15 protein-coding genes and 1 tRNA gene are annotated in these 18,714 nt (G+C 63.8%); 15 read left to right on the top strand and 1 reads right to left on the bottom strand.

The window, feature by feature from the left end; genetic code table 11:
• Positions 1 to 62 precede the first annotated feature (62 nt).
• From ACFPME_RS15250 to ACFPME_RS15240, 3 genes are read left to right on the top strand one after another with little or no spacing between them, the layout of a single operon-like run.
• Complete coding sequence (locus tag ACFPME_RS15250; protein ID WP_377306508.1) at positions 63 to 308, top strand: FeoA family protein; 246 nt, start codon at positions 63 to 65, stop codon at positions 306 to 308.
• The gene (feoB, locus tag ACFPME_RS15245; protein WP_377306507.1) at positions 305 to 2,143 is read left to right on the top strand and encodes a ferrous iron transporter B; all 1,839 of its coding nucleotides are present in this window, start codon (positions 305 to 307) and stop codon (positions 2,141 to 2,143) included. Before ACFPME_RS15250 ends, feoB begins: the two co-directional genes overlap by 4 nt.
• Positions 2,140 to 2,439 carry a DUF6587 family protein gene (locus tag ACFPME_RS15240; RefSeq protein WP_377306506.1) on the top strand — a complete coding sequence of 100 codons (300 nt, stop codon included), beginning with the start codon at positions 2,140 to 2,142 and terminating at the stop codon, positions 2,437 to 2,439. Before feoB ends, ACFPME_RS15240 begins: the two co-directional genes overlap by 4 nt.
• A gap of 106 nt (positions 2,440 to 2,545) precedes the next feature.
• On the opposite strand, the gene rpsT is transcribed toward ACFPME_RS15240, so the two are convergent.
• Positions 2,546 to 2,809, bottom strand: a complete 264-nt coding sequence (gene rpsT / locus ACFPME_RS15235; RefSeq protein ID WP_072760571.1) for a 30S ribosomal protein S20 — start codon at positions 2,807 to 2,809, stop codon at positions 2,546 to 2,548.
• A 221-nt stretch (positions 2,810 to 3,030) separates the two neighbouring features.
• Here rpsT and murJ point away from each other — a divergent pair, with 221 nt between their 5' ends.
• From murJ to ACFPME_RS15175, 12 genes are all read left to right on the top strand, one after another.
• A complete protein-coding gene (murJ, locus tag ACFPME_RS15230) occupies positions 3,031 to 4,638 on the top strand; it encodes a murein biosynthesis integral membrane protein MurJ (RefSeq protein WP_377306505.1) in 1,608 nt (535 codons plus the stop codon).
• 48 nt (positions 4,639 to 4,686) lie between these two features.
• Positions 4,687 to 5,640 (top strand): bifunctional riboflavin kinase/FAD synthetase, encoded by a 954-nt coding sequence (locus ACFPME_RS15225; RefSeq protein WP_377306504.1) that lies wholly within the window; start codon positions 4,687 to 4,689, stop codon positions 5,638 to 5,640.
• A 93-nt stretch (positions 5,641 to 5,733) separates the two neighbouring features.
• Entirely contained in the window at positions 5,734 to 8,595 is a 2,862-nt protein-coding gene (gene ileS / locus ACFPME_RS15220) for an isoleucine--tRNA ligase (RefSeq protein WP_377306503.1), read from the top strand.
• A 99-nt stretch (positions 8,596 to 8,694) separates the two neighbouring features.
• Positions 8,695 to 9,195 carry a signal peptidase II gene (gene lspA, locus ACFPME_RS15215; RefSeq protein ID WP_377306502.1) on the top strand — a complete coding sequence of 167 codons (501 nt, stop codon included), beginning with the start codon at positions 8,695 to 8,697 and terminating at the stop codon, positions 9,193 to 9,195.
• Between the two features lie 108 nt (positions 9,196 to 9,303).
• Complete coding sequence (gene ispH / locus ACFPME_RS15210) at positions 9,304 to 10,263, top strand: 4-hydroxy-3-methylbut-2-enyl diphosphate reductase (RefSeq protein WP_377306501.1); 960 nt, start codon at positions 9,304 to 9,306, stop codon at positions 10,261 to 10,263.
• A gap of 51 nt (positions 10,264 to 10,314) precedes the next feature.
• Positions 10,315 to 10,390, top strand: a tRNA-Thr gene (locus ACFPME_RS15205).
• Between the two features lie 234 nt (positions 10,391 to 10,624).
• Positions 10,625 to 11,155, top strand: a complete 531-nt coding sequence (gene pilV / locus ACFPME_RS15200; protein WP_377306500.1) for a type IV pilus modification protein PilV — start codon at positions 10,625 to 10,627, stop codon at positions 11,153 to 11,155.
• Positions 11,155 to 12,498, top strand: coding sequence for a PilW family protein (locus ACFPME_RS15195; protein WP_377306499.1), 1,344 nt, complete (start codon positions 11,155 to 11,157; stop codon positions 12,496 to 12,498). Before pilV ends, ACFPME_RS15195 begins: the two co-directional genes overlap by 1 nt.
• Before the next feature lie 51 nt (positions 12,499 to 12,549).
• The gene (locus ACFPME_RS15190) at positions 12,550 to 13,197 is read left to right on the top strand and encodes a pilus assembly PilX family protein (RefSeq protein ID WP_377306498.1); all 648 of its coding nucleotides are present in this window, start codon (positions 12,550 to 12,552) and stop codon (positions 13,195 to 13,197) included.
• Between the two features lie 17 nt (positions 13,198 to 13,214).
• Positions 13,215 to 17,648, top strand: coding sequence for a PilC/PilY family type IV pilus protein (locus ACFPME_RS15185; RefSeq protein WP_377306497.1), 4,434 nt, complete (start codon positions 13,215 to 13,217; stop codon positions 17,646 to 17,648).
• On the top strand, positions 17,638 to 18,078 hold the full coding sequence (locus ACFPME_RS15180; RefSeq protein WP_377306496.1) for a type IV pilin protein: 441 nt from the start codon (positions 17,638 to 17,640) through the stop codon (positions 18,076 to 18,078). Before ACFPME_RS15185 ends, ACFPME_RS15180 begins: the two co-directional genes overlap by 11 nt.
• Before the next feature lie 14 nt (positions 18,079 to 18,092).
• Complete coding sequence (locus ACFPME_RS15175) at positions 18,093 to 18,665, top strand: GspH/FimT family pseudopilin (RefSeq protein WP_377306495.1); 573 nt, start codon at positions 18,093 to 18,095, stop codon at positions 18,663 to 18,665.
• Positions 18,666 to 18,714: the final 49 nt, after the last annotated feature.

Raw genomic sequence — 18,714 nt, 5'->3', positions numbered from 1 at the left:
GCCGCATGCAGCGGCACGGACAAAGGGCTACAATGCGAACAATTCTTATTTGAGAGGCCGCCGTGCGCCTGTCCGATCTGCCCAAGGGAGCTCCCGCCGTGGTTGACCACGTGCACGATGCGCACGCGGCGGACCCGATCGCGCAGCGCCTGCGCGATCTTGGCTTCGTGGATGGCGAACCGGTGCGGGTGGTGGCAATCGGGCCGATGGGCGGTGACCCGCTGCTGATCCAGATCGGCTACACCCGTTTTGCCCTGCGCCGCGCCGAGGCGGCCCGGGTCAGCGTGCGTACCGAGGTGACGGCATGAGTACCTCGACCTTGCGGATCGCGCTGGTCGGCAACCCGAATTGCGGCAAGACGGCGTTGTTCAATCTGCTCACGGGCGGCCGCCAGAAGGTGGCGAATTACGCCGGCGTCACCGTCGAGCGCAAGGAAGGGCGCTTCACGGCGCCATCCGGGCGTGTACTGCAGATACTCGATTTGCCGGGCACGTACAGCTTCGAGGCGAACAGCCCGGACGAACAGATCACTCGTGACGTCTGTGCTGGAAACTATCCGGGCGAGGCGGTACCGGACCTGATCATCTGCGTGGCCGATGCCACCAACTTGCGTCTGCATCTGCGTTTCGTGCTGGAGGTCAAACGGCTGGGGCGACCGGTGGTGCTGGCGCTGAACATGATGGATACCGCGCGCCGCCGCGGTATCGAGATCGACGTGCCGGAACTGCAGCGCCGCCTCGGCGTGCCCGTGGTCGAGACCATCGCGGTGAAGCGTGGCGGGGCGCGGGCATTGATCGAGCGTGTCGACGGCGAGATGCCGATGGCGGCGCCGGCACAACCGGATGACCCCGCCAGCCGCGCCGAGCTGCATGCACAGGTGCGCGAGATCCTGCGTGCGACGGTGGCGATGCCGCGCGCCACCGCGGAGCTCGACGACGCGCTCGATCGGTGGGCGCTGCATCCGGTGTTCGGGCTGGCGATCCTCGCCCTGGTGATGTTTCTGGTGTTCCAGGCGGTGTATGCCGCCGGCAAGCCGATGAGCGATCTGATCGGCGGTGGCTTCGGCTGGATGGGCGAGCACGTCGCCGCGCTGATGCCGGCCGGGCCACTGCAGAGCCTGGTGGTCAATGGGCTGTTCGGCGGCCTCGGCACGGTGCTGGGTTTCCTGCCGGTGATCCTGGTGCTGTTCCTGTTCATCCTCACGCTGGAGGAATCGGGTTACCTGCCGCGCGCAGCCTTCCTGCTCGATCGCCTGATGCTGTCGGTGGGGTTGACCGGGCGCTCGTTCATTCCGCTGCTGTCGAGCTTCGCCTGCGCGATCCCCGGCATCATGGGCACGCGCAGCATCCAGGATCCGCGCGACCGTCTGGCCACCATTCTGATCGCCCCGCTGATGACCTGTTCGGCGCGACTGCCGGTGTATGCGTTGCTGATCGGTGCGTTCATTCCCATCCGCTACGTGTTCGGCGTGTTCAACCTGCAAGGCATTGTGCTGTTTGCGCTGTATCTGGCCGGCATTCTGGGGGCGATGGCGGTGGGCTGGGTGATGAAGCGCCTGCGCCGCGACAAGAGCGAACATGCGCTGCTGATGGAGCTGCCGTCGTACCGGATGCCGAAGGTGCGCGACGTGGCGATCGGCCTGTACGAGCGCGGTGCGATTTTCCTGAAGCGCCTGACCGGCGTGATCCTCGGGCTGACCGTGCTTATGTGGTTCATCTCCACCTTCCCGTCGCCGCCGGCCGGTGCGACCGGGCCGGCCATCAACTACAGCTTTGCCGGCTACCTCGGGCGCGGCTTGCAATACATCTTTGCGCCGATCGGCTTCAACTGGCAGATCAGCCTGGCGCTGATCCCGGCGTTCGCCGCGCGCGAAACGGCGGTGGCCGCGCTGGCCACGGTGTATCTGGTCGGCGGCGAGGCCGCCGGCGGGCTGGGTCATGCGCTTGCCGGGCAGGTTTCGCTCGCCAGCGCGCTGTCGTTGCTGGTTTGGTTTGCGTATGCGCCACAGTGCATGTCCACGCTGGCGGTGATCCGCCGTGAGACCAACTCCTGGCGCAACGTGGCGATTTCGTTCGGCTACATGTTTGGCATGGCCTACGCGGCGTCGTTCATCGTCTACCAGGCGGCGAGGTTGCTGTCATGAGCACGAGCCTGCTGCTGCAGTACGTGGTGATCGGCGTGGCGGTTCTGATCAGTGCGCTGATCGTGTTCCGCAAGCTGGCGCCCGAACTCACCAATCGTTGGCTGGCTGCGGCCTCCATCCACTTCAGTCGCCACGGGCGTGCCGGATGGGTGCGCGCGATGGGTCGTCGCCTGCAACCCAGGCAGGCTACCGGCAACTGCAGCGATGGCTGCAGCACCTGCGGCGCCTGCGGCAGCAAGCCGCCGGCGGCGGCGCGGGTCGAAGCGGTGCCGCTAGAGTTTCGTCCGCGGCGGTGAGAGATCGGGGCGGGATTCCCGCTGCAGGGAGTGTCCCCGCAAAAGGCATCAACGAAGAAGCCGGCTTGCGCCGGCTTCTTCGTGCAACCCGAGTCGCGCAGCCGGCTTACGCCAGTTCGCGGATCTTCGCGTTGAGGCGGCTCTTGTGGCGGGCCGCCTTGTTCTTGTGGATCAGGCCGCGGGCGGCGTAGCGATCCATGACTGGCTGCGCAACCGTGAACGCGGCGATGGCGCCGGCCTTGTCCTTGGCCTCGATGGCCTTGACGACCTTCTTCAGGGCGGTGCGGACCATGGAGCGGGCGCTGATGTTGCGCAGGCGGCGCTGTTCGGACTGGCGCGCGCGCTTCTTCGCGGACTTGATGTTGGCCAAGGTAGAACTCCGGAATGCAGGGTTGGGGTTGGAAAAAGACGCCAATTATGCGGTCGATTCGCCGATGCGTCAATCATTTAGGCGGCGCGGACGGGCTGCGACCGGGCTGCGCCCCATGCGGTATCGGGATTCTGCCACATCACGGGCTGTCATCCTGCCCGCGGCGGCTGTCAAACTACGCGCCCTCGGCCCGGCCGATGCAGACGATCAATGACAGCCACATGAAGTCTCCCACCATGTTCCGCGGGCTGCTTTCGTTCAGCAGCATGACGATGATCTCGCGGGTGCTCGGCCTGGTGCGCGACATGTCGATCAATGCGGCGTTCGGCGCCAACGGTGCCACCGACGCGTTCTGGGTGGCGTTCCGCATCCCCAATTTCATGCGCCGGCTGTTTGCCGAGGGCTCGTTCTCCACCGCGTTCGTGCCGGTGTTCACCGAGGTGAAGGAAAGGGGCTCGCATGCGGATCTGAAGCGCCTGATGTCGCGGGTGTCGGGCACGCTCGGCGGCGTGCTGCTGGTGATCACCGCGCTGGGAATCATTTTTGCGCCGCAGGTGACCACGCTGTTTTCGCCTGGTGCGATCGACGAGCCGGGCAAGTTCGAGCTCACCGTGGAATTGCTGCGACTGACCTTTCCGTTTCTGCTGTTCGTGTCGCTCACGGCACTCTCCGGCGGTGCGCTGAACAGTTTCCATCGTTTCGGCCTGCCGGCGCTGACGCCGGTGATTCTCAACCTGTGCATGATCGCCGGTGCGCTGTGGCTGTCGAAGCGGCTGCAGACACCGATCATGGCGATGGGCTGGGCGATCCTGGTCGCCGGCGTGCTGCAACTGCTGTTCCAGTTGCCCGCATTGCGCGGCCTGGATCTGTTGACCCTGCCGCGCTGGGGCTGGAGCCATCCCGAGGTGCGGAAGATCATGCGGCTGATGGTGCCGACCTTGTTCGGCTCGTCGGTGGCGCAGATCAACCTGCTGTTCGATACGGTGATCGCCTCCTATCTGATCGTCGGTTCGCAAAGCTGGCTGTCGCAGGCGGATCGTTTCCTGGAGCTGCCGCTGGGTGTGTTCGGCGTGGCGCTGGGTACGGTGATCCTGCCTTCGCTGTCGCGCCACCACGTCACCACCGACAAGGCGGGGTTTTCGCGCGCGCTGGACTGGGGCCTGCGGATCACGCTGCTGATCGCCGTGCCGGCGATGTTCGGGTTGATGCTGCTGGCAGGGCCGCTGGTCGCCACGTTGTTCCAGCATGGCCACTGGACCGCGCACGACACCGACATGGCGACGCTGTCGATCACGGCGCTGAGTTTCGGGCTGCCGGCGTTTGCGCTGGTGAAGGTGCTGTTGCCGGCGTTCTATGCACGCCAGGACACGCGCACGCCGGTGCGCGCGGGCGTCGCCTCGCTGCTCACCAACATGCTGCTGAACGTATTGTTCCTGGTATTGCTCTTCGAGCTGTGGGCGCCAGCCGGGTTGAAGCAGTTGCCCTGGCTGGACGGTCTGGCGCAACTGCCCGGCCTGCACATGGCCCTGGGCCTGGCCAGCGCGGTGGCGGCCTACGTCAACTTGTACCTCTTGTGGCACTGGTTGAAGAAGGCCGGTGTGTACCAGCGCCAGCCGGGGTGGTCGCGGCATCTGTTGCGCCTGGCGCTGGCGTGCACGGCGATGGTAGCCGTGCTGCTGCTGGGGCGCTGGCTGTGGCCCGACTGGTCCCAGGTGCGCTGGCTTACCCGGCTGTGGCATCTGCTGGTGCTTGTGACGACGGGGGGTGCAGCGTATGTCGGCACGCTGTTTGTGCTCGGCTTCCGGATGCGCGATCTGCGCAACGCGTGAAGCCTTCGTCGCCAGCAACCGCGTCCGCGCGGCCGTTATACTGACGCGATGATGAGACTTTCCAGGGACGTGGCTGGCCCATGCCTGGCCCCGCGCGGCAGCGTGATGGCGGTCGGCGCATTCGACGGCCTGCATCGTGGACACCAGGCACTGCTGACCCAGGTGCGCGCTCGCGCGCAGGCGCTCGGCGTCAGTCCGGTCGTGGTGAGCTTCGAGCCGCTGCCACGGGCGTTCTTTTCCGCCGAACCGGTGCCGCGCCTGTCCAGCGTGCGCGAAAAGCTGCGCGGGTTTGCTGCCGCCGGTATGGAACACACCCTGCTGCTGCGCTTCAACCAGGCATTGACGGCGATGTCGGCAGAGGACTTCGTGCGGCGCGTGCTGGTCGAGCGGCTGGCTGCACGCGAGGTATGGGTGGGGGGCGACTTCCGCTTCGGCCACAAGCGCGGCGGCGATGTCGCCCTGCTGGAGCGGATGGGAGCGCAGCTTGGCTTTGCCGCCTGCACGATGCCACCGGTGCAGCTCGATGGCGCGCGCGTCTCGGCCAGCCGGGTGCGGGCCTTGCTGGCTGCGGGTGAATTTGCCGGCGCCGAACCGCTGCTGGGCCGGCCGTTCGTGATCGAGGGCAAGGTCGAGTACGGCAACCAGCTTGGCCGCACGCTCGGCTATCCCACCGCGAACATTCATCTGCAGCGGCGGGTTAGTCCGGTCCAGGGCATCTTTGCGGTGCGCGTGGGGCTGGGTGAAGGCGAATGCAGCTGGCCCGGCGTGGCCAGCCTGGGCGTACGCCCGACCGTTAACCAGGTCGGGCAGCCGCTGCTCGAGGTGCACTTGTTCGACTTCGACGGCGACCTGTATGGGAAGCGCATGGCGGTGGAGTTCGTCGCCAAGCTGCGCGACGAACAGAAGTTCGACGGGCTGGAACCGCTCAAGGCGCAGATGGCGCTGGATTCACGCCGGGCGCGCGAACTGCTGGGCATGAATCCGCGACTGGTCGAAGTGTGAACCGGCTTCCGGCACGCGCACGTATCGTTTAAGTTTGAACTCTTTGTCCGCGCAACCGGCGGACGGCAATATTTCAGTGATGGCATCCACGCAATGACCCACGATTACAAGAGCACGATCAACCTGCCGCAGACGGATTTCCCGATGCGCGGCGACCTGCCCAAGCGCGAGCCGGGCTGGCTGGCCGAGTGGGAGCGGGTCGACCGCTATGCGCAGATCCAGCGGAAGACCGCCGATCGCGACAGCGTGTTCGTGCTGCACGACGGGCCGCCGTACGCGAACGGCCCGATCCACATCGGCCACGCGGTCAACAAGATCCTCAAGGACATGGTGGTCAAGTCCAAGCTGCTGGCTGGTTATCGGGCGCCGTACGTACCGGGCTGGGACTGCCACGGTCTGCCGATCGAGATCGCGGTGGAAAAGAAATTCGGCAAGCCGGGCGACAAGCTCGATGCCGCCGCCTTCCGGCAGAAATGCCGCGAGTACGCGACCGAGCAGGTCGATACCCAGCGCACCGATTTCAAGCGGCTCGGTGTGCTCGGTGACTGGCAGCATCCGTACCGCACGATGGATTTCGGCTATGAGGCCGACATGCTGCGCGCGCTGGCGCGCATCATCTCCAACGGCCATGTGGTACGCGGCGCCAAGCCGGTGTACTGGTGCTTCGATTGCGCCTCGGCGTTGGCCGAAGCGGAGATCGAGTATGGCGACAAGGTCTCGCCTGCAGTCGACGTGGCGTACGACGCGGTCGATGCGAGAGCGCTGGCGGCCAAGTTCAACATGGACGCAGGCGATGCGATCGCCGCCGTTCCGATCTGGACCACCACGCCGTGGACCCTGCCGGAAAGCCAGGCGGTGTCGCTCGGCGCCGATCTGGAATACGCGCTGATCGAGGGCCCTGCGCGAAACGGCAGGCGCGTGCTGCTGGTGGTCGCCGGCGCGCTGGCCGACAAGGCGGCGCAGCGTTACGGCATCGGGCAGGCGACCGTGCTGGGCCATGCCGAAGGCAGGGCGCTGGAAGGCCTGCAGCTGCACCATCCGTTCTACCCGCGCGAGGTGCCGGTGATCCTCGGCGAGCACGTCAGCGCCGAGGACGGCACCGGCGCGGTGCACACCTCGCCCGACCATGGCGTCGAGGATTTCGTGGTGGCGCGCGAGTACGGCATCGGCTTGCTCAACTACATCGAGCCGCGCGGCACCTATCGCATCGACACGCCGGCCGCCGATCCGCTCGCGTTGGGCGGCATGCACATCTGGAAGGCGAACGACGCCATCGTCGATCTGCTGCGTCAGCGTGGCGTGCTGCTGGCGTTCGCGAAAATCGAGCACAGCTATCCGAACTGCTGGCGCCACAAGACGCCGGTGATCTACCGCACCACGCCGCAGTGGTTCATCTCGATGGAACAGGCCTCGCTGCGCGAGACCGCACTCACCTCGATCAAGAGCGTGCGCTGGGTGCCAGGCTGGGGTGAGGAACGCATCGCCGGCATGGTTGCCGGGCGTCCGGACTGGTGCATCTCGCGCCAGCGCACCTGGGGCGTGCCGATCGCGCTGTTCGTGCACAAGGCCACGCAGCAGCCGCATCCCGATTCCGTGGCGCTGCTTGAACAGATCGCGAAGAAGGTGGAGCAGGGCGGCGTCGATGCGTGGTTCACGCTGGATGCGGCCGAGCTGCTGGGTGATGACGCGAACGACTACGAAAAAGTCACCGATGTGCTGGACGTGTGGTTCGACTCCGGCGTGACGCACTACGCGGTAATCGGCCAGTGCCCGGAACTGCAGCAGGGCGCGGCGTCGCACTACAAGGTGATGTATCTGGAAGGCTCCGACCAGCATCGCGGCTGGTTCCAGTCCTCCTTGTTGACCTCGTCGGCAATCTTCGGGCGCGCGCCGTATCAGGAAGTGCTCACGCACGGCTTCGCTGTCGATGCGAACGGCCGCAAGATGTCCAAGTCGCTGGGCAATGTGGTGGCACCGCAGAAAGTAATGGAGTCGCTGGGCGCGGACGTGCTGCGCCTGTGGGTGGCCTCGGCCGACTACCGCAACGAGATGACCGTCTCCGACGAGATCCTCAAGCGCGTCTCCGACACTTACCGGCGCATCCGCAATACCGCGAAGTTCCTGCTCGGCAATCTGGATGGTTTCGATCCGGCAAGGCATCTGCTCCCGGTCGAAGACAGCCTGCTGCTGGATCAATGGGCGATCCAGCAGGCGCATGACGTGCAGCAGGCTGTGCTGGCTTCCTACGAACGCTATGACTTTCCGGAAGTGGTGGCGCGCATCCAGAACTTCTGCACCAACGAGCTGGGTGCGCTGTACCTGGACATCACCAAGGACCGGCTCTACACCATGCCGACCGACAGCCGTGGCCGGCGCAGCGCGCAGAGCGCGATGTACCGCATCGCCGAGGCGCTGGTGCGCTGGCTGGCGCCGATCCTCAGCTTCACCGCCGAGGAAATCTGGCAGGCCATGCCGGGCGAGCGTGGTGACAGCGTGCTGTTCGAGACCTGGTACCAAGGCCTGGCAGACACGCAGAACCTGCCGGACCAGCGGCGCTACTGGTCCGACCTGCTGGCAATCCGCGACAGCGCTTCACGCGTGCTCGAAGGCATGCGCAAAGCCGAACAGATCGGCGCGGCACTGGAAGCCAAACTGGTGGTTCATGCCGACGCCGCGATCCAGTCGCGCTACGCGGAAGTCGGCGACGAACTGCGCTTCTTCTTCATCACTTCCGACTTCACCCTGGCGCCACCGACGCCGCACGCGGACGATGCGGTGAGAATCGAACTGGGGGGGGCCGAAGCCTGGATCTCCGCCACCGTCAGCAACGCCGCAAAGTGCGTGCGCTGCTGGCACCGCCGCGACGATGTCGGCAGCCATGTGGAACATCCCGAACTGTGCAGCCGCTGCGTCAGCAACGTCGAAGGACCCGGCGAGAACCGCCGCTGGTTCTGACCTGGTCCGTCCACAGCGGGAACCGCTGTTCTTCCTCCCCTGCAAGGCAGGGGAGGAAGAACATCTCGAAGTTTGTTCTTCACCGAGCCTCCTTGTCCCATGACTGCAAAACCCAACGCACTGCCCTGGCTGTGGCTCTCCGGCCTCGTCATCGCTCTCGACCAGCTCAGCAAATGGTGGGCATTGCAGGCCTTGCAGCCAATGGGTGTTCCGCATGCGGTGGTTCCCGGCCTTCTCAACTGGACGTTGGCCTTCAATCGAGGCGCAGCCTTCAGTTTTCTGGCCGATGGCGCCGGTTGGCAACGCTGGTTCTTCGTGTTGCTGGCACTGCTGATCAGCAGTGTGCTGGTGGTATGGATGGCTCGCACGCCCCGGAGCGACTGGCGCACCGGCCTGCCGCTGGCGATGATCGTCGGTGGCGCCCTAGGCAACCTGGTCGATCGCCTGCATGCCGCGCAAGTCACCGATTTCATCCAGGTGTACTACCGCCAGTGGAGCTATCCGGTCTTCAACCTCGCCGACTGCGGCATCAGCGTCGGCGCCGTGCTGCTGATCGCGTTCGGCCTGTTCGCCAGCAAGCCCGCGGATCGCGTGCGATAATTCGACCCCGATCTTCAGGCACCGTGGAAGCGGCTTCAGCCGCGTTCGGCATGGCCGGCAGTGTCGCGAACGAAGCTGCTCCCACAGGATCGAACACCGAGACCCCCCATGGACATCGTGCTTGCCAATCCCCGCGGTTTCTGCGCCGGCGTCGACCGCGCCATCGCGATCGTCGAGCGCGCGCTGGAATCCTATGGGGCGCCGATCTACGTCCGCCACGAGGTGGTGCACAACCGCTATGTGGTGGACAAGCTGCGCGCCGATGGCGCGGTGTTCGTCGAAGAACTGGACGAGGTGCCGGACGGCGCCACGGTGATCTTCAGCGCACATGGCGTGTCGCAGGCCGTGCGCGAGGAGGCCGAACAGCGTCACCTCAAGGTGTTCGACGCCACCTGTCCGCTGGTCACCAAGGTGCATATGGAGGTGGCGCGCCTGGGCCGCATCGGTCGCAGCGTGGTGCTGATCGGCCACGCCGGGCACCCCGAAGTCGAAGGCACGATGGGCCAGTGGAACCCGGCCAACGCCGGCGAAATCCTGCTGGTCGAATCACTGGAATCCGTCGACAGGCTTCGCCCGAAATTCCCCCATCTGTTGTCGTACGTCACCCAGACCACGCTGTCGGTGGACGACACCAAGGCGATCATCGAGGCATTGCGGGCGAAGTTTTCCGACATCGAAGGCCCGCGCAAGGACGACATCTGCTACGCCACCCAGAACCGCCAGGATGCCGTGCGCCGTCTCGCCGACGCGGTAGACCTGATGCTGGTGGTCGGCTCGGTCAACAGCTCCAACTCCAACCGCCTGCGCGAGCTGGCCGAGAAGCAGGGCGTCCGCTCGTTCCTGATCGACGGCGCCGAGCACATCGAGCGCAGCTGGCTTGACGGGGTGTCGCGCATCGGCCTCACCGCGGGCGCGTCCGCCCCGGAAAAGCTGGTGCGCGACGTGATCGCCCGCCTGCAGTCCTGGGGCGCGGGCGACGTGCACGAACTGGATGGCGAGCCGGAAAACATCACGTTCGCACTGCCCAAGGAACTGCGTACCATCGGTGGCAGTTCGGCCAGCCTCTGAGCCCGCGAGCTTGCACCATGGCGCCCCGCAACGTAAAATCTGCGGCTCTTTGCCGGAATAGCTCAGTTGGTAGAGCGGCGCATTCGTAATGCGTAGGTCGTAGGTTCGATTCCTATTTCCGGCACCAGCACTTCAAAGGCCCGCAACTGCGGGCCTTTGTTTTTCGTGCTTCGGCTGGCGCTGTTTCGTCCGCGCTGCAGGACGTTGTCGCGCCGTTGAACTGGCGCCGGGCGTGACCGCAGTCATGTTTTTCCCGCTGCCGATGGCCGCTCGTCGGGCAATTTCTACCGCTTGTCGGCTGGGGACTGGTCAGGACCAGCCCTCTCGTTACATTGCACGCAGGGGTATCAGGGAGAATTCCATGCAAGTCTTGTCGCGTCAGCGAGGCGTGTCGCTGATTGAAGTGATGATGTCGGTGCTGATCTTCAGCATTGGCCTGATCGGTCTGGCTGGCCTCATGGTCATGTCCACGCGCTCCAATCATTCCGCTTACCTGCGCACCCAGGTGACGTTTCTGGCCAACAACATGGCTGACCGCATGAGCGCCAATCCGGAAGCGGTGTGGAAGGAGAACTACGACAGCAATGCTTATCCGGTGGCGGCAGCTACGGTGGGCTGCGGCTCCGGTGCAGCCTGTACCCCTGCGGAGCTGGCTGTTCACGATCAACGACTTTGGAGCAACCAGCTCCGGACATTCCTGCCCAATCCGGTCGCCAAGATCGACTGCGGCGGGGTAACCAGTGCCGGTTACGACCCGACATCGCAGCTTGCCTTGCGTCCGCCTTACGGTGGCAGTTGCAAGATGATCATCCAGTGGAGCGAGCAAGGCACTGGCGACGTGGATCACCGGGCCAGCACGACACAAACTTTTGCCTGGGAGTTCCAGCCGTGATGGCCCCTATCTTTTCGCGCGGCCAGCACGGCCTGACCCTGATTGAACTCATGGTGGCGATGGTGCTTGGCTTGCTGGTGGCGGCCGGCATCGTTACCGTTTTCGCTTCCACGTCCAGCAGCAACAAGGCGCAGAACCAGCTGGCCAGGCTGCAGGAGGAAGGTCGCTTTGCGATCACCCGGCTCAGTTCCGACCTGAGCATGGCCAACGGCCAGTACTGCACCAACAGCGGCGGCGTGGCCAAGCCCGGTTCGGGTGGCACCTACCTGGATCATCTGCGTACGCCGAAGGTATATGCCAAGAACCTGATTGGCGCGCTTGGGGACGTCACCACGAACTGGGGCGCGACCAGTGGACTCACCTATCCGGCAGCGCCAACGGCGTCCTACAGCATGCCGTCGTTCCTGTTCATGCGCGGCTATGACTGCAAGCTCACCGCATGCACGCCGGTGGATCCGCATGACTACGTTGCCGGCATTCCAGCAATGGGTGTTGCCCTGAACAGCCGCGTCAAGGGCTCGGACGTGGTCACTGTGCGCTACGTCAACCCCTCCGCCGGCTGGTCCATCGGTTCGGCAGGTGGCAGTACGATCGCCACCAGTTCAAGCGTGGGCACGATCACCTCGATAACGCTCAAGCCGCTCAGCAACGAGCCGCCGGCCAGCAATTTCACCAATGGCGATCTGGTGATGTTGGCCGACTGCTCGAACGCGCAGATTTTTCCTGCCAGCGCTTCCAGCTCCGTGATCACGCCGTCGACGGATACCACGCTGGTCTACACCGACAGTACGCCGGCCGCGCAGCAACCGGAGTCGGCCCCTGCCGTTTTCAGCGTCAATCGCGACCTGCAAACCGTCACGTACTACCTGAAGGTCGTCAGCGTCAACAATGACGGCAAGGCGCCCTTCACGGGCGCGTTGATCCGGCGGGTCAACGGCGCGGTTGCAGGTCGTGGCGGCTCCGAGGATGAGCTGGTACGCGGCGTGGAGCGGCTGGACTTCCAATACGGTGTGCAGGACGCCAGTGGAAAGACCAGCTTCCTCTCGGCCAAGGATGTGGATGACTCCACTGCCTGTCCGCCATCGGAGATCAACGCGGTGACCTCGGTCGGCTGTCTGTGGCGAGGAGTCAAGAGCATCGAGGTGAGCCTGCTGATGGACGGCCAGGTGCCGCTCTACACACTTGCCGCCAGTGATCAGCAGTACCGCTACAGCGCCGACACCAACACGGGATTGCTCGCGCCCAGCGGCCATGCCATCAAGCCCACCGACCAAGGCTTCCCCGACCAGTTGCTGCGACGCGAGTTCACCGCCCTGATCGCCGTGCGCAACTACAACCCGTAACAGCCTCGTCGGTGCGGGCATCAACCGAGCCGCGAGCGAATGGAGCAAGTCATGTCGATCACTAGCAAGCTGCCCTCGATGCATCCGGCCAGGCGTGCCCAGCGTGGTGCCGTGATGGTGGTGGCGCTGATCTTTCTGCTGCTGCTGACCATCCTGGCCATCAGCGCTTCCGGCCGCTCCTTGCTGCAGGAGCGCATGGCTGGTGGTCTGCGCAATGCACAGCAAGCCAGCATGAGCGCGCAGACCGCCCTGCGTGGTGCCGAATGGAAGCTGTGGACGAGCACCAGCAATATCGGCAGCCACCTGAACTGTGGTTCGGGCATTTTCACGGATTGCTACATCTTCGACCCGCTCAGCCCGGTCACGGACGTTGTGAACTTCCGTACCAAGCAAGGCTGGGTGACGGCGGGATCCACCGAGTACAAGGGATTTGGCGGGGGCATGGATTACACCGATTTTGCCGGTACGGCCGAAAGCGGCAACCTGGCGAAGAACCCGCATTACGTCATCGAGGACCTGGGTGTGGAGTTGCCACCTGGAGTCAGCGGCAGCCTGCATGAGTCAGGCGCAACAGGTTCCAGCGGTGGCGGCTCATCCAGCGTCAGCCGCCATATCTATCGCATCACTGCGCGCGGCGCGGGCGCCAGCGAAAACACCGTGCGCGTGCTGGAAAGCACGTTCGCGGCCAAGAGCAATTGAGTCGGAGTATCCAGGCCATGCTTAGTCTTCATTTTCTTGCCAAGCGCTTACCCTCCGCCGTGATGGGGGGGCTGCTTACCCTTGGCGGTGGCTTGTCTGCGCCTGTGCCGGTGCAGACCTCGCTGTCGGTCATGGCACTTGTTGCCGTCGGCAGCACCTTTGCATCTGCGCCCGCGTCCGCGGCGACGGTGGCTACATCCAGCATCGTGGAGCTCAGTCCGACGCCGCCGAATGTGACCCAGGCTGTGCCGCCCAACATCGTGGTGACCTTCGACAACTCCGGGTCGATGGCCAGCAACTTCATGGGTGACAACCGGCCGTTCGACGGTGGCAGCTGGAGTGGACCGTGGCGCTGTGCCGGACTGATCGATCCCCGTGTCACCACCGCCTCAGACATTCTTTCCCGCGCCATGAACGGCGTGTACTACAACCCGAATGTCGTTTATACGCCGCCGGTCAAAGCGGACGGAAGCACTTTTCCGGACGCTGACGCGAGCCTGCTGAAAGTGCCGCTCGACGGCATCGGGATCAACCGGCCTTATTCGCCGGTGACGGCCGCGACATCGGCTGGCTACAACAACAACCCCAATAGTTCGACAAGCGGTGCGGTGAGCGGTCTAACGAACTTGACAGGGACGGTCACGCTCAATTACCCGTCGACCAAGTACGCTGCTTTCGGCGCTACGTGCGCGGCTAATGCCGATTCAGGATCGTGCCAAACCAATGACTCTGGTACGCGCAATGGCAACTACGTTTATTACGTGGCTAATAGCGATGGCTCTACCGGCAGCGGCACGGCCACGATCTATTACGGCAGCAACCTCAGAACCAGAAACAGCAGCGCCAACAACTACACCAGAATTACAGGCGACAATACCTCCGCGACCGCTAAGTACTCCACCTGGACCGTCACGGATAAATCTGGAGCGCCAAGTGGGCTGAGCAACGATAACCGCTGGAAGTGCGGCTATGGGAGTTCGCCTATGGATGGCTATAGCACCGGTCCGGACGGGACAACCTATCCCAATGGCGGTCCGTACTATTACCGTTACAAGTCGTCGGCACCGACGATCACGGTGGACAGTTTTGGCAATCCGGATGCCACCGGCCGAGGAAACCTGTACAACGCGGCCAATTGGGAAGCGGTTGCCGTTCCCAACACGACGGCTACCATCAACGGCCAGTCGGTGAACCAGTGGCAGAACTTCGCCAACTGGTATGCGTACTACCGCACGCGCAACCTGATGACGCGTACGGCGTTGTCGCGGGTGTTCGGTTCGCTCGGCGCTGCGACCGATAGCGGCGGCTTCGGCAACAGCATTCGTGTCGCGTGGCAGGTGCTGAAGAACGACAACTACTTGTTGCCAACCAACGCCATCATCACAAGCTTGCTGGATGCCCAAGGTTGCGACGCTACGGCGACGAACCCGCTGACGACCCAGCAGCAGACCGGTACGGTGACCACGCCGCCGTCTTGCTATCGCAGTGCATTCTTCAACTGGATATTCCAGGTCTACGGCGGCAACGACACGCCGAATCGCGCGGCCACGATCCGCGCCGGCGAGTTCTTCAAGCGCGGCAATGGCAATACCGGGGGTACCGGCGATCTGCACGATCCGTACTGGGATCCGCCCAAGGTCAGTGGCGCCGACGGCCTGGAGCTGGTGTGCAGGCAGAATTACCACATGCTCGTCACCGATGGCTATTGGAACGAGAGCTCGAACTACACCGTGACCGGGATCAACACGGCCACGACTGCCGTGACGCTCCCGGATAACACGGCCTACTCGGTTTCGAACGCCGAGTCGCGAGTGTTCTGGGATGTCCAGGGCGCGAGCCAGTACACGCCTTCGCTTGCCGATATCGCCTTCAACTATTGGGCAACCAACCTGCGCTCGGATCTTTATGATCCGGCCAACGGCAAGATCGTTCCCCCGTACATGCCTGACACGACAACGGGCGTGGTTTCAGGCGCCACTTCGGCGGCACTGGAGAAGTATTTCAACCCGAAGAACGACCCGGCCAACTGGCCCCACCTTGTGCAATACATGGTTACCCTGGGCGTGCCCGGCAAACTCACGGCTTCCGATGATGTCGACTGCGTCGACAGCACCAACGATCTCTGCAAACTGCGCAAGGGGCAGACCAACTCCAGTGGTAGTACTGGCTGGACGGCACCACTGAACAACGATCCGACGGGTATCGACGATACCTGGCATGCTGCCGTCAATAGCCGTGGCGACTATTTTAACGCGGCCAATCCCCAGAATCTGGTCGATCAGCTCACCAAGATCCTGACCAACATTACGGTGCGCAACGTGCCGGCCACGACCAGTGCATTGAATACCAGTGTGCTGGTGCAGGGCGCGTTGGGTTTCTCGGCGGGCTACAGTTCCGGCGACTGGAGCGGCGTGTTCCAGGCAATCAGCGCGAATACGGATGGCACAGTGTCCGGTCTGCAATGGGACGCAGCCACCATCCTGACGGACTCCACCAAGACCGATCCCAGCAATCGCCAGATTCTTACGTCAAAGGAGAAGACGGATGGCAGCTTCGATAGTGGTGTGGCCTTCAAGACATTCACCGATCTGGACGGTACTGCGCAGACCGCGCTGAGCGGTTCCCCGGCGAACTCGGGTACCGCGGACACCGGGCAGGCACGCCTGGATTACCTGCGCGGCGTACGCACGCTGGAAGGGACCACGTACCGCACCCGTTCCAATCTGCTTGGCGCCATCATCAATTCGCAAGCGGTGTATGTTGGCACTCCATCGAGCGGCTACCGCAATAGCTGGCCGACCGGTTCGCCCGAGGAATTGGCGACGGTCAACGATGCCACCACGTGTGACGAATCGGCTCCGACCCTGGCTACCTGCCACAGCTACGAAGCATTCGTGAGTGCCTACAAGGATCGCACCCCGGCGGTGTATGTCGGTGCCAACGACGGCATGCTGCACGCGTTCAACGCCAAGATGGTGCTCGCTGGTACCCCGCCACTGTCGGTGCCGGACTCGAATGCGGGCAAGGAGATGTTTGCGTATGTGCCGCGCGCGGCATACGCCAATCTCGGCAACCTGACAGCGAAGGGCAACGTGAAGTTCGCCCCCACGGTGGATGCCACTCCGGTGACACGCGATGTGTATTTCAGCGTCGACACCACGGCGCCGGCCACCAGCAAGGGTTGGCACACGATCATGGTGGGTGGCCTGCGTCTTGGCGGTCGCGGCGTTTACGCGCTGGACATCACCGATCCCTCCACCGTGACCGAAGCAAATGCAGGTTCGAAGGTCCTGTGGGAGTTCACCGCGGACAAACCCGCCGTCACCGGTGTGGGCGACCCGGCCGACCTGGGTTATACGTTCGGCCAACCGAATATCGGCCGCCTGGCCAATGGCAAATGGGTCGTACTGGTACCGGGTGGCTATTTCCCCGATTGCAGCAAATCGGACAAACCTGCCAACTGCGCCACGATCGCGGCCTCCTCCAATGGCTATAGCGCACTGTTCATACTTGACGCTCAGACCGGTGCGCTGATTCGCGAACTGAAAACGCTGACGACGGTTACCGGCGTGACCAGCGGCGGTTTGTCTTCCGCGGTACTTGGCGACTACAACAACGATCAAGTCGATGATGTGGCGTTTGCCGGTGACCTCAGCGGCAACTTGTGGCGCTTCGACCTGACCGACTCCAATCCGGCCAACTGGCAGTCACATGTAACGCTTGCGTACCAGCCAACCACTCAAGGGGCACAGCCCATCACCGTGATGCCGCGATTGTTCCCGGATCCGGCAACCAACCGCTTCATCGTGGTGTTCGGTACGGGCAAATACCTTGGCGCCGCTGACAACACCAGCGATAGCGCGGCCACGCAGTCGATCTACGGCATCCGCGACAAATTGGACAGCAGTGGCAACTCGATCACGGCCGTCCGCACGAATCTCCAGCAGCAGAAGCTGTATCAGGCCACATCCACCAATGGCACCACAACGGTGCGTGGCCTGACCAACAACTCGCTGACGGCAGGGCAGGATGGCTGGTACATCGATCTGGATCTGACCGCCTCGCCGGGCGAGCGTGTGGTGGTCACCGCGGGCGCCTTGTTCGATACCAATCGTGTGATCGTCACCACCCTGATTCCGGGTACGCAGGATCCCTGCAATGCAACGATCGGCGGCGCGCTAATGGTAATGAACGCCGCCACTGGCGGTGCGGATGGTGGTCTTTCCAGCCCGTCTGGACCCACCAGTTGGGGCACGGGGGTCACCGGAGTCAGCGTTGTCGGTGGTCTGGTGAACAACCCGCCTACCGGTGGCTCGGTGCCGGTGGCTACGGTCATCGGTGGCGGCAAGCTGCTGATCCCGGGCCTGCAGTTGAAAGGCGGCGGCAGCCTGGGCATCGACGATGCCATCTGGCGGCGCCGTTCGTGGCGGGAGTTGAACAATGACCAGTAACGCCGACAGAGGGATACAGGCTATGGCACGCGTACGCGGTTTCACCCTGCTCGAACTGATGATCGTGGTGGTGATCATCGCGATACTCGCGGCGATCGCGATACCGACGTACGGTCGTTATGCCATTCGGGCGCATCGGGTGGATGGTCAGGAATTGCTGTTGCGCATTGCCAATGCGCAGGAGCGGTTCTATGCGACCAATAATCACTATGGCGCATTGACCGATCTGGGTTACACCGATCCGCTGGTGTCCGATAAGCAGTATTACAGCGTAAGCATGGATCCTGCCGCGGCCAGCACCACGCAGGTGTTCACGGCAACGGCGGCGCCGCTCGGGGGGCAGACCAAGGATGATTGCCAGAACCTCACGATCAACAATGCGGGCGTTAAGGCTTCCTCCGGCACCACCACCAACGGCAGCTGCTGGTGAACGCGATGATTCCCATGCCATGTCGTCAACGCGGTTTCAGTCTGCTCGAGCTGATGATCACGCTATCGGTGGCAGCGATCCTGCTGGTGATCGCCGTCCCCAGTTTTCGTGACCTGATGCACCGCAGCCAAGTCAGTTCGGCCAGCAACGAGTTGCTGGCGAGCCTGGCCTATGCCCGCACCGAAGCGATCACCCGCGGCCAGCTGGTGTCGATGTGCCCGAGCGCGAACGGTGCTGCGGCATGTGCCGGCGGCAAGACCTTCGACACGGGCTGGATCGTTTATACCTACCCGGCGGGCGCGGCGTCTGCCAATGTGGCCTATGCGGCCTCGTCGATCCTGTTGCGCGCCACGACAGTGCGTGCCGGCGTGTCCATGCAGTCAAACAGTGCCGCGGTCATCACGTTCGGCCAGCAGGGTCAGCTCAGGCCCAGCAGTACGGCACTGACCTTCGTGACCTGTTATCGCGATGGCAGCAGCGGTACCGGGCAAAGTACCGCGAAGGTTCCCGGGGCGCAGCTTGATGTGAACGGCTCCGGTAGCGTGACCACCAAGTCGTTGGCAGATGGGGATAGCTGCACGCCGTAATCGCCGCGCATGAGTGACGCAGCTTCCCGGCAAGCTCGGCTTGCCGGGA

This window comes from Rhodanobacter umsongensis (genome assembly GCF_042654965.1).
Classification (GTDB): Bacteria; Pseudomonadota; Gammaproteobacteria; order Xanthomonadales; family Rhodanobacteraceae; genus Rhodanobacter; species Rhodanobacter umsongensis.
This window is presented reverse-complemented; position numbering and strand designations above follow the sequence as displayed.

Coding starts and splice junctions, on each gene's coding strand:
- murJ (WP_377306505.1), top strand. CDS start 3,031: ATGAAGTCTCCCACCATGTTCCGCGGGCTGCTTTCGTTCAGCAGCATG.
- ACFPME_RS15180 (WP_377306496.1), top strand. CDS start 17,638: ATGACCAGTAACGCCGACAGAGGGATACAGGCTATGGCACGCGTACGC.
- ACFPME_RS15185 (WP_377306497.1), top strand. CDS start 13,215: ATGCTTAGTCTTCATTTTCTTGCCAAGCGCTTACCCTCCGCCGTGATG.
- ileS (WP_377306503.1), top strand. CDS start 5,734: ATGACCCACGATTACAAGAGCACGATCAACCTGCCGCAGACGGATTTC.
- ACFPME_RS15225 (WP_377306504.1), top strand. CDS start 4,687: ATGATGAGACTTTCCAGGGACGTGGCTGGCCCATGCCTGGCCCCGCGC.
- ACFPME_RS15190 (WP_377306498.1), top strand. CDS start 12,550: ATGTCGATCACTAGCAAGCTGCCCTCGATGCATCCGGCCAGGCGTGCC.
- ACFPME_RS15175 (WP_377306495.1), top strand. CDS start 18,093: ATGCCATGTCGTCAACGCGGTTTCAGTCTGCTCGAGCTGATGATCACG.
- ACFPME_RS15240 (WP_377306506.1), top strand. CDS start 2,140: ATGAGCACGAGCCTGCTGCTGCAGTACGTGGTGATCGGCGTGGCGGTT.
- ispH (WP_377306501.1), top strand. CDS start 9,304: ATGGACATCGTGCTTGCCAATCCCCGCGGTTTCTGCGCCGGCGTCGAC.
- lspA (WP_377306502.1), top strand. CDS start 8,695: ATGACTGCAAAACCCAACGCACTGCCCTGGCTGTGGCTCTCCGGCCTC.
- ACFPME_RS15195 (WP_377306499.1), top strand. CDS start 11,155: ATGGCCCCTATCTTTTCGCGCGGCCAGCACGGCCTGACCCTGATTGAA.
- pilV (WP_377306500.1), top strand. CDS start 10,625: ATGCAAGTCTTGTCGCGTCAGCGAGGCGTGTCGCTGATTGAAGTGATG.
- feoB (WP_377306507.1), top strand. CDS start 305: ATGAGTACCTCGACCTTGCGGATCGCGCTGGTCGGCAACCCGAATTGC.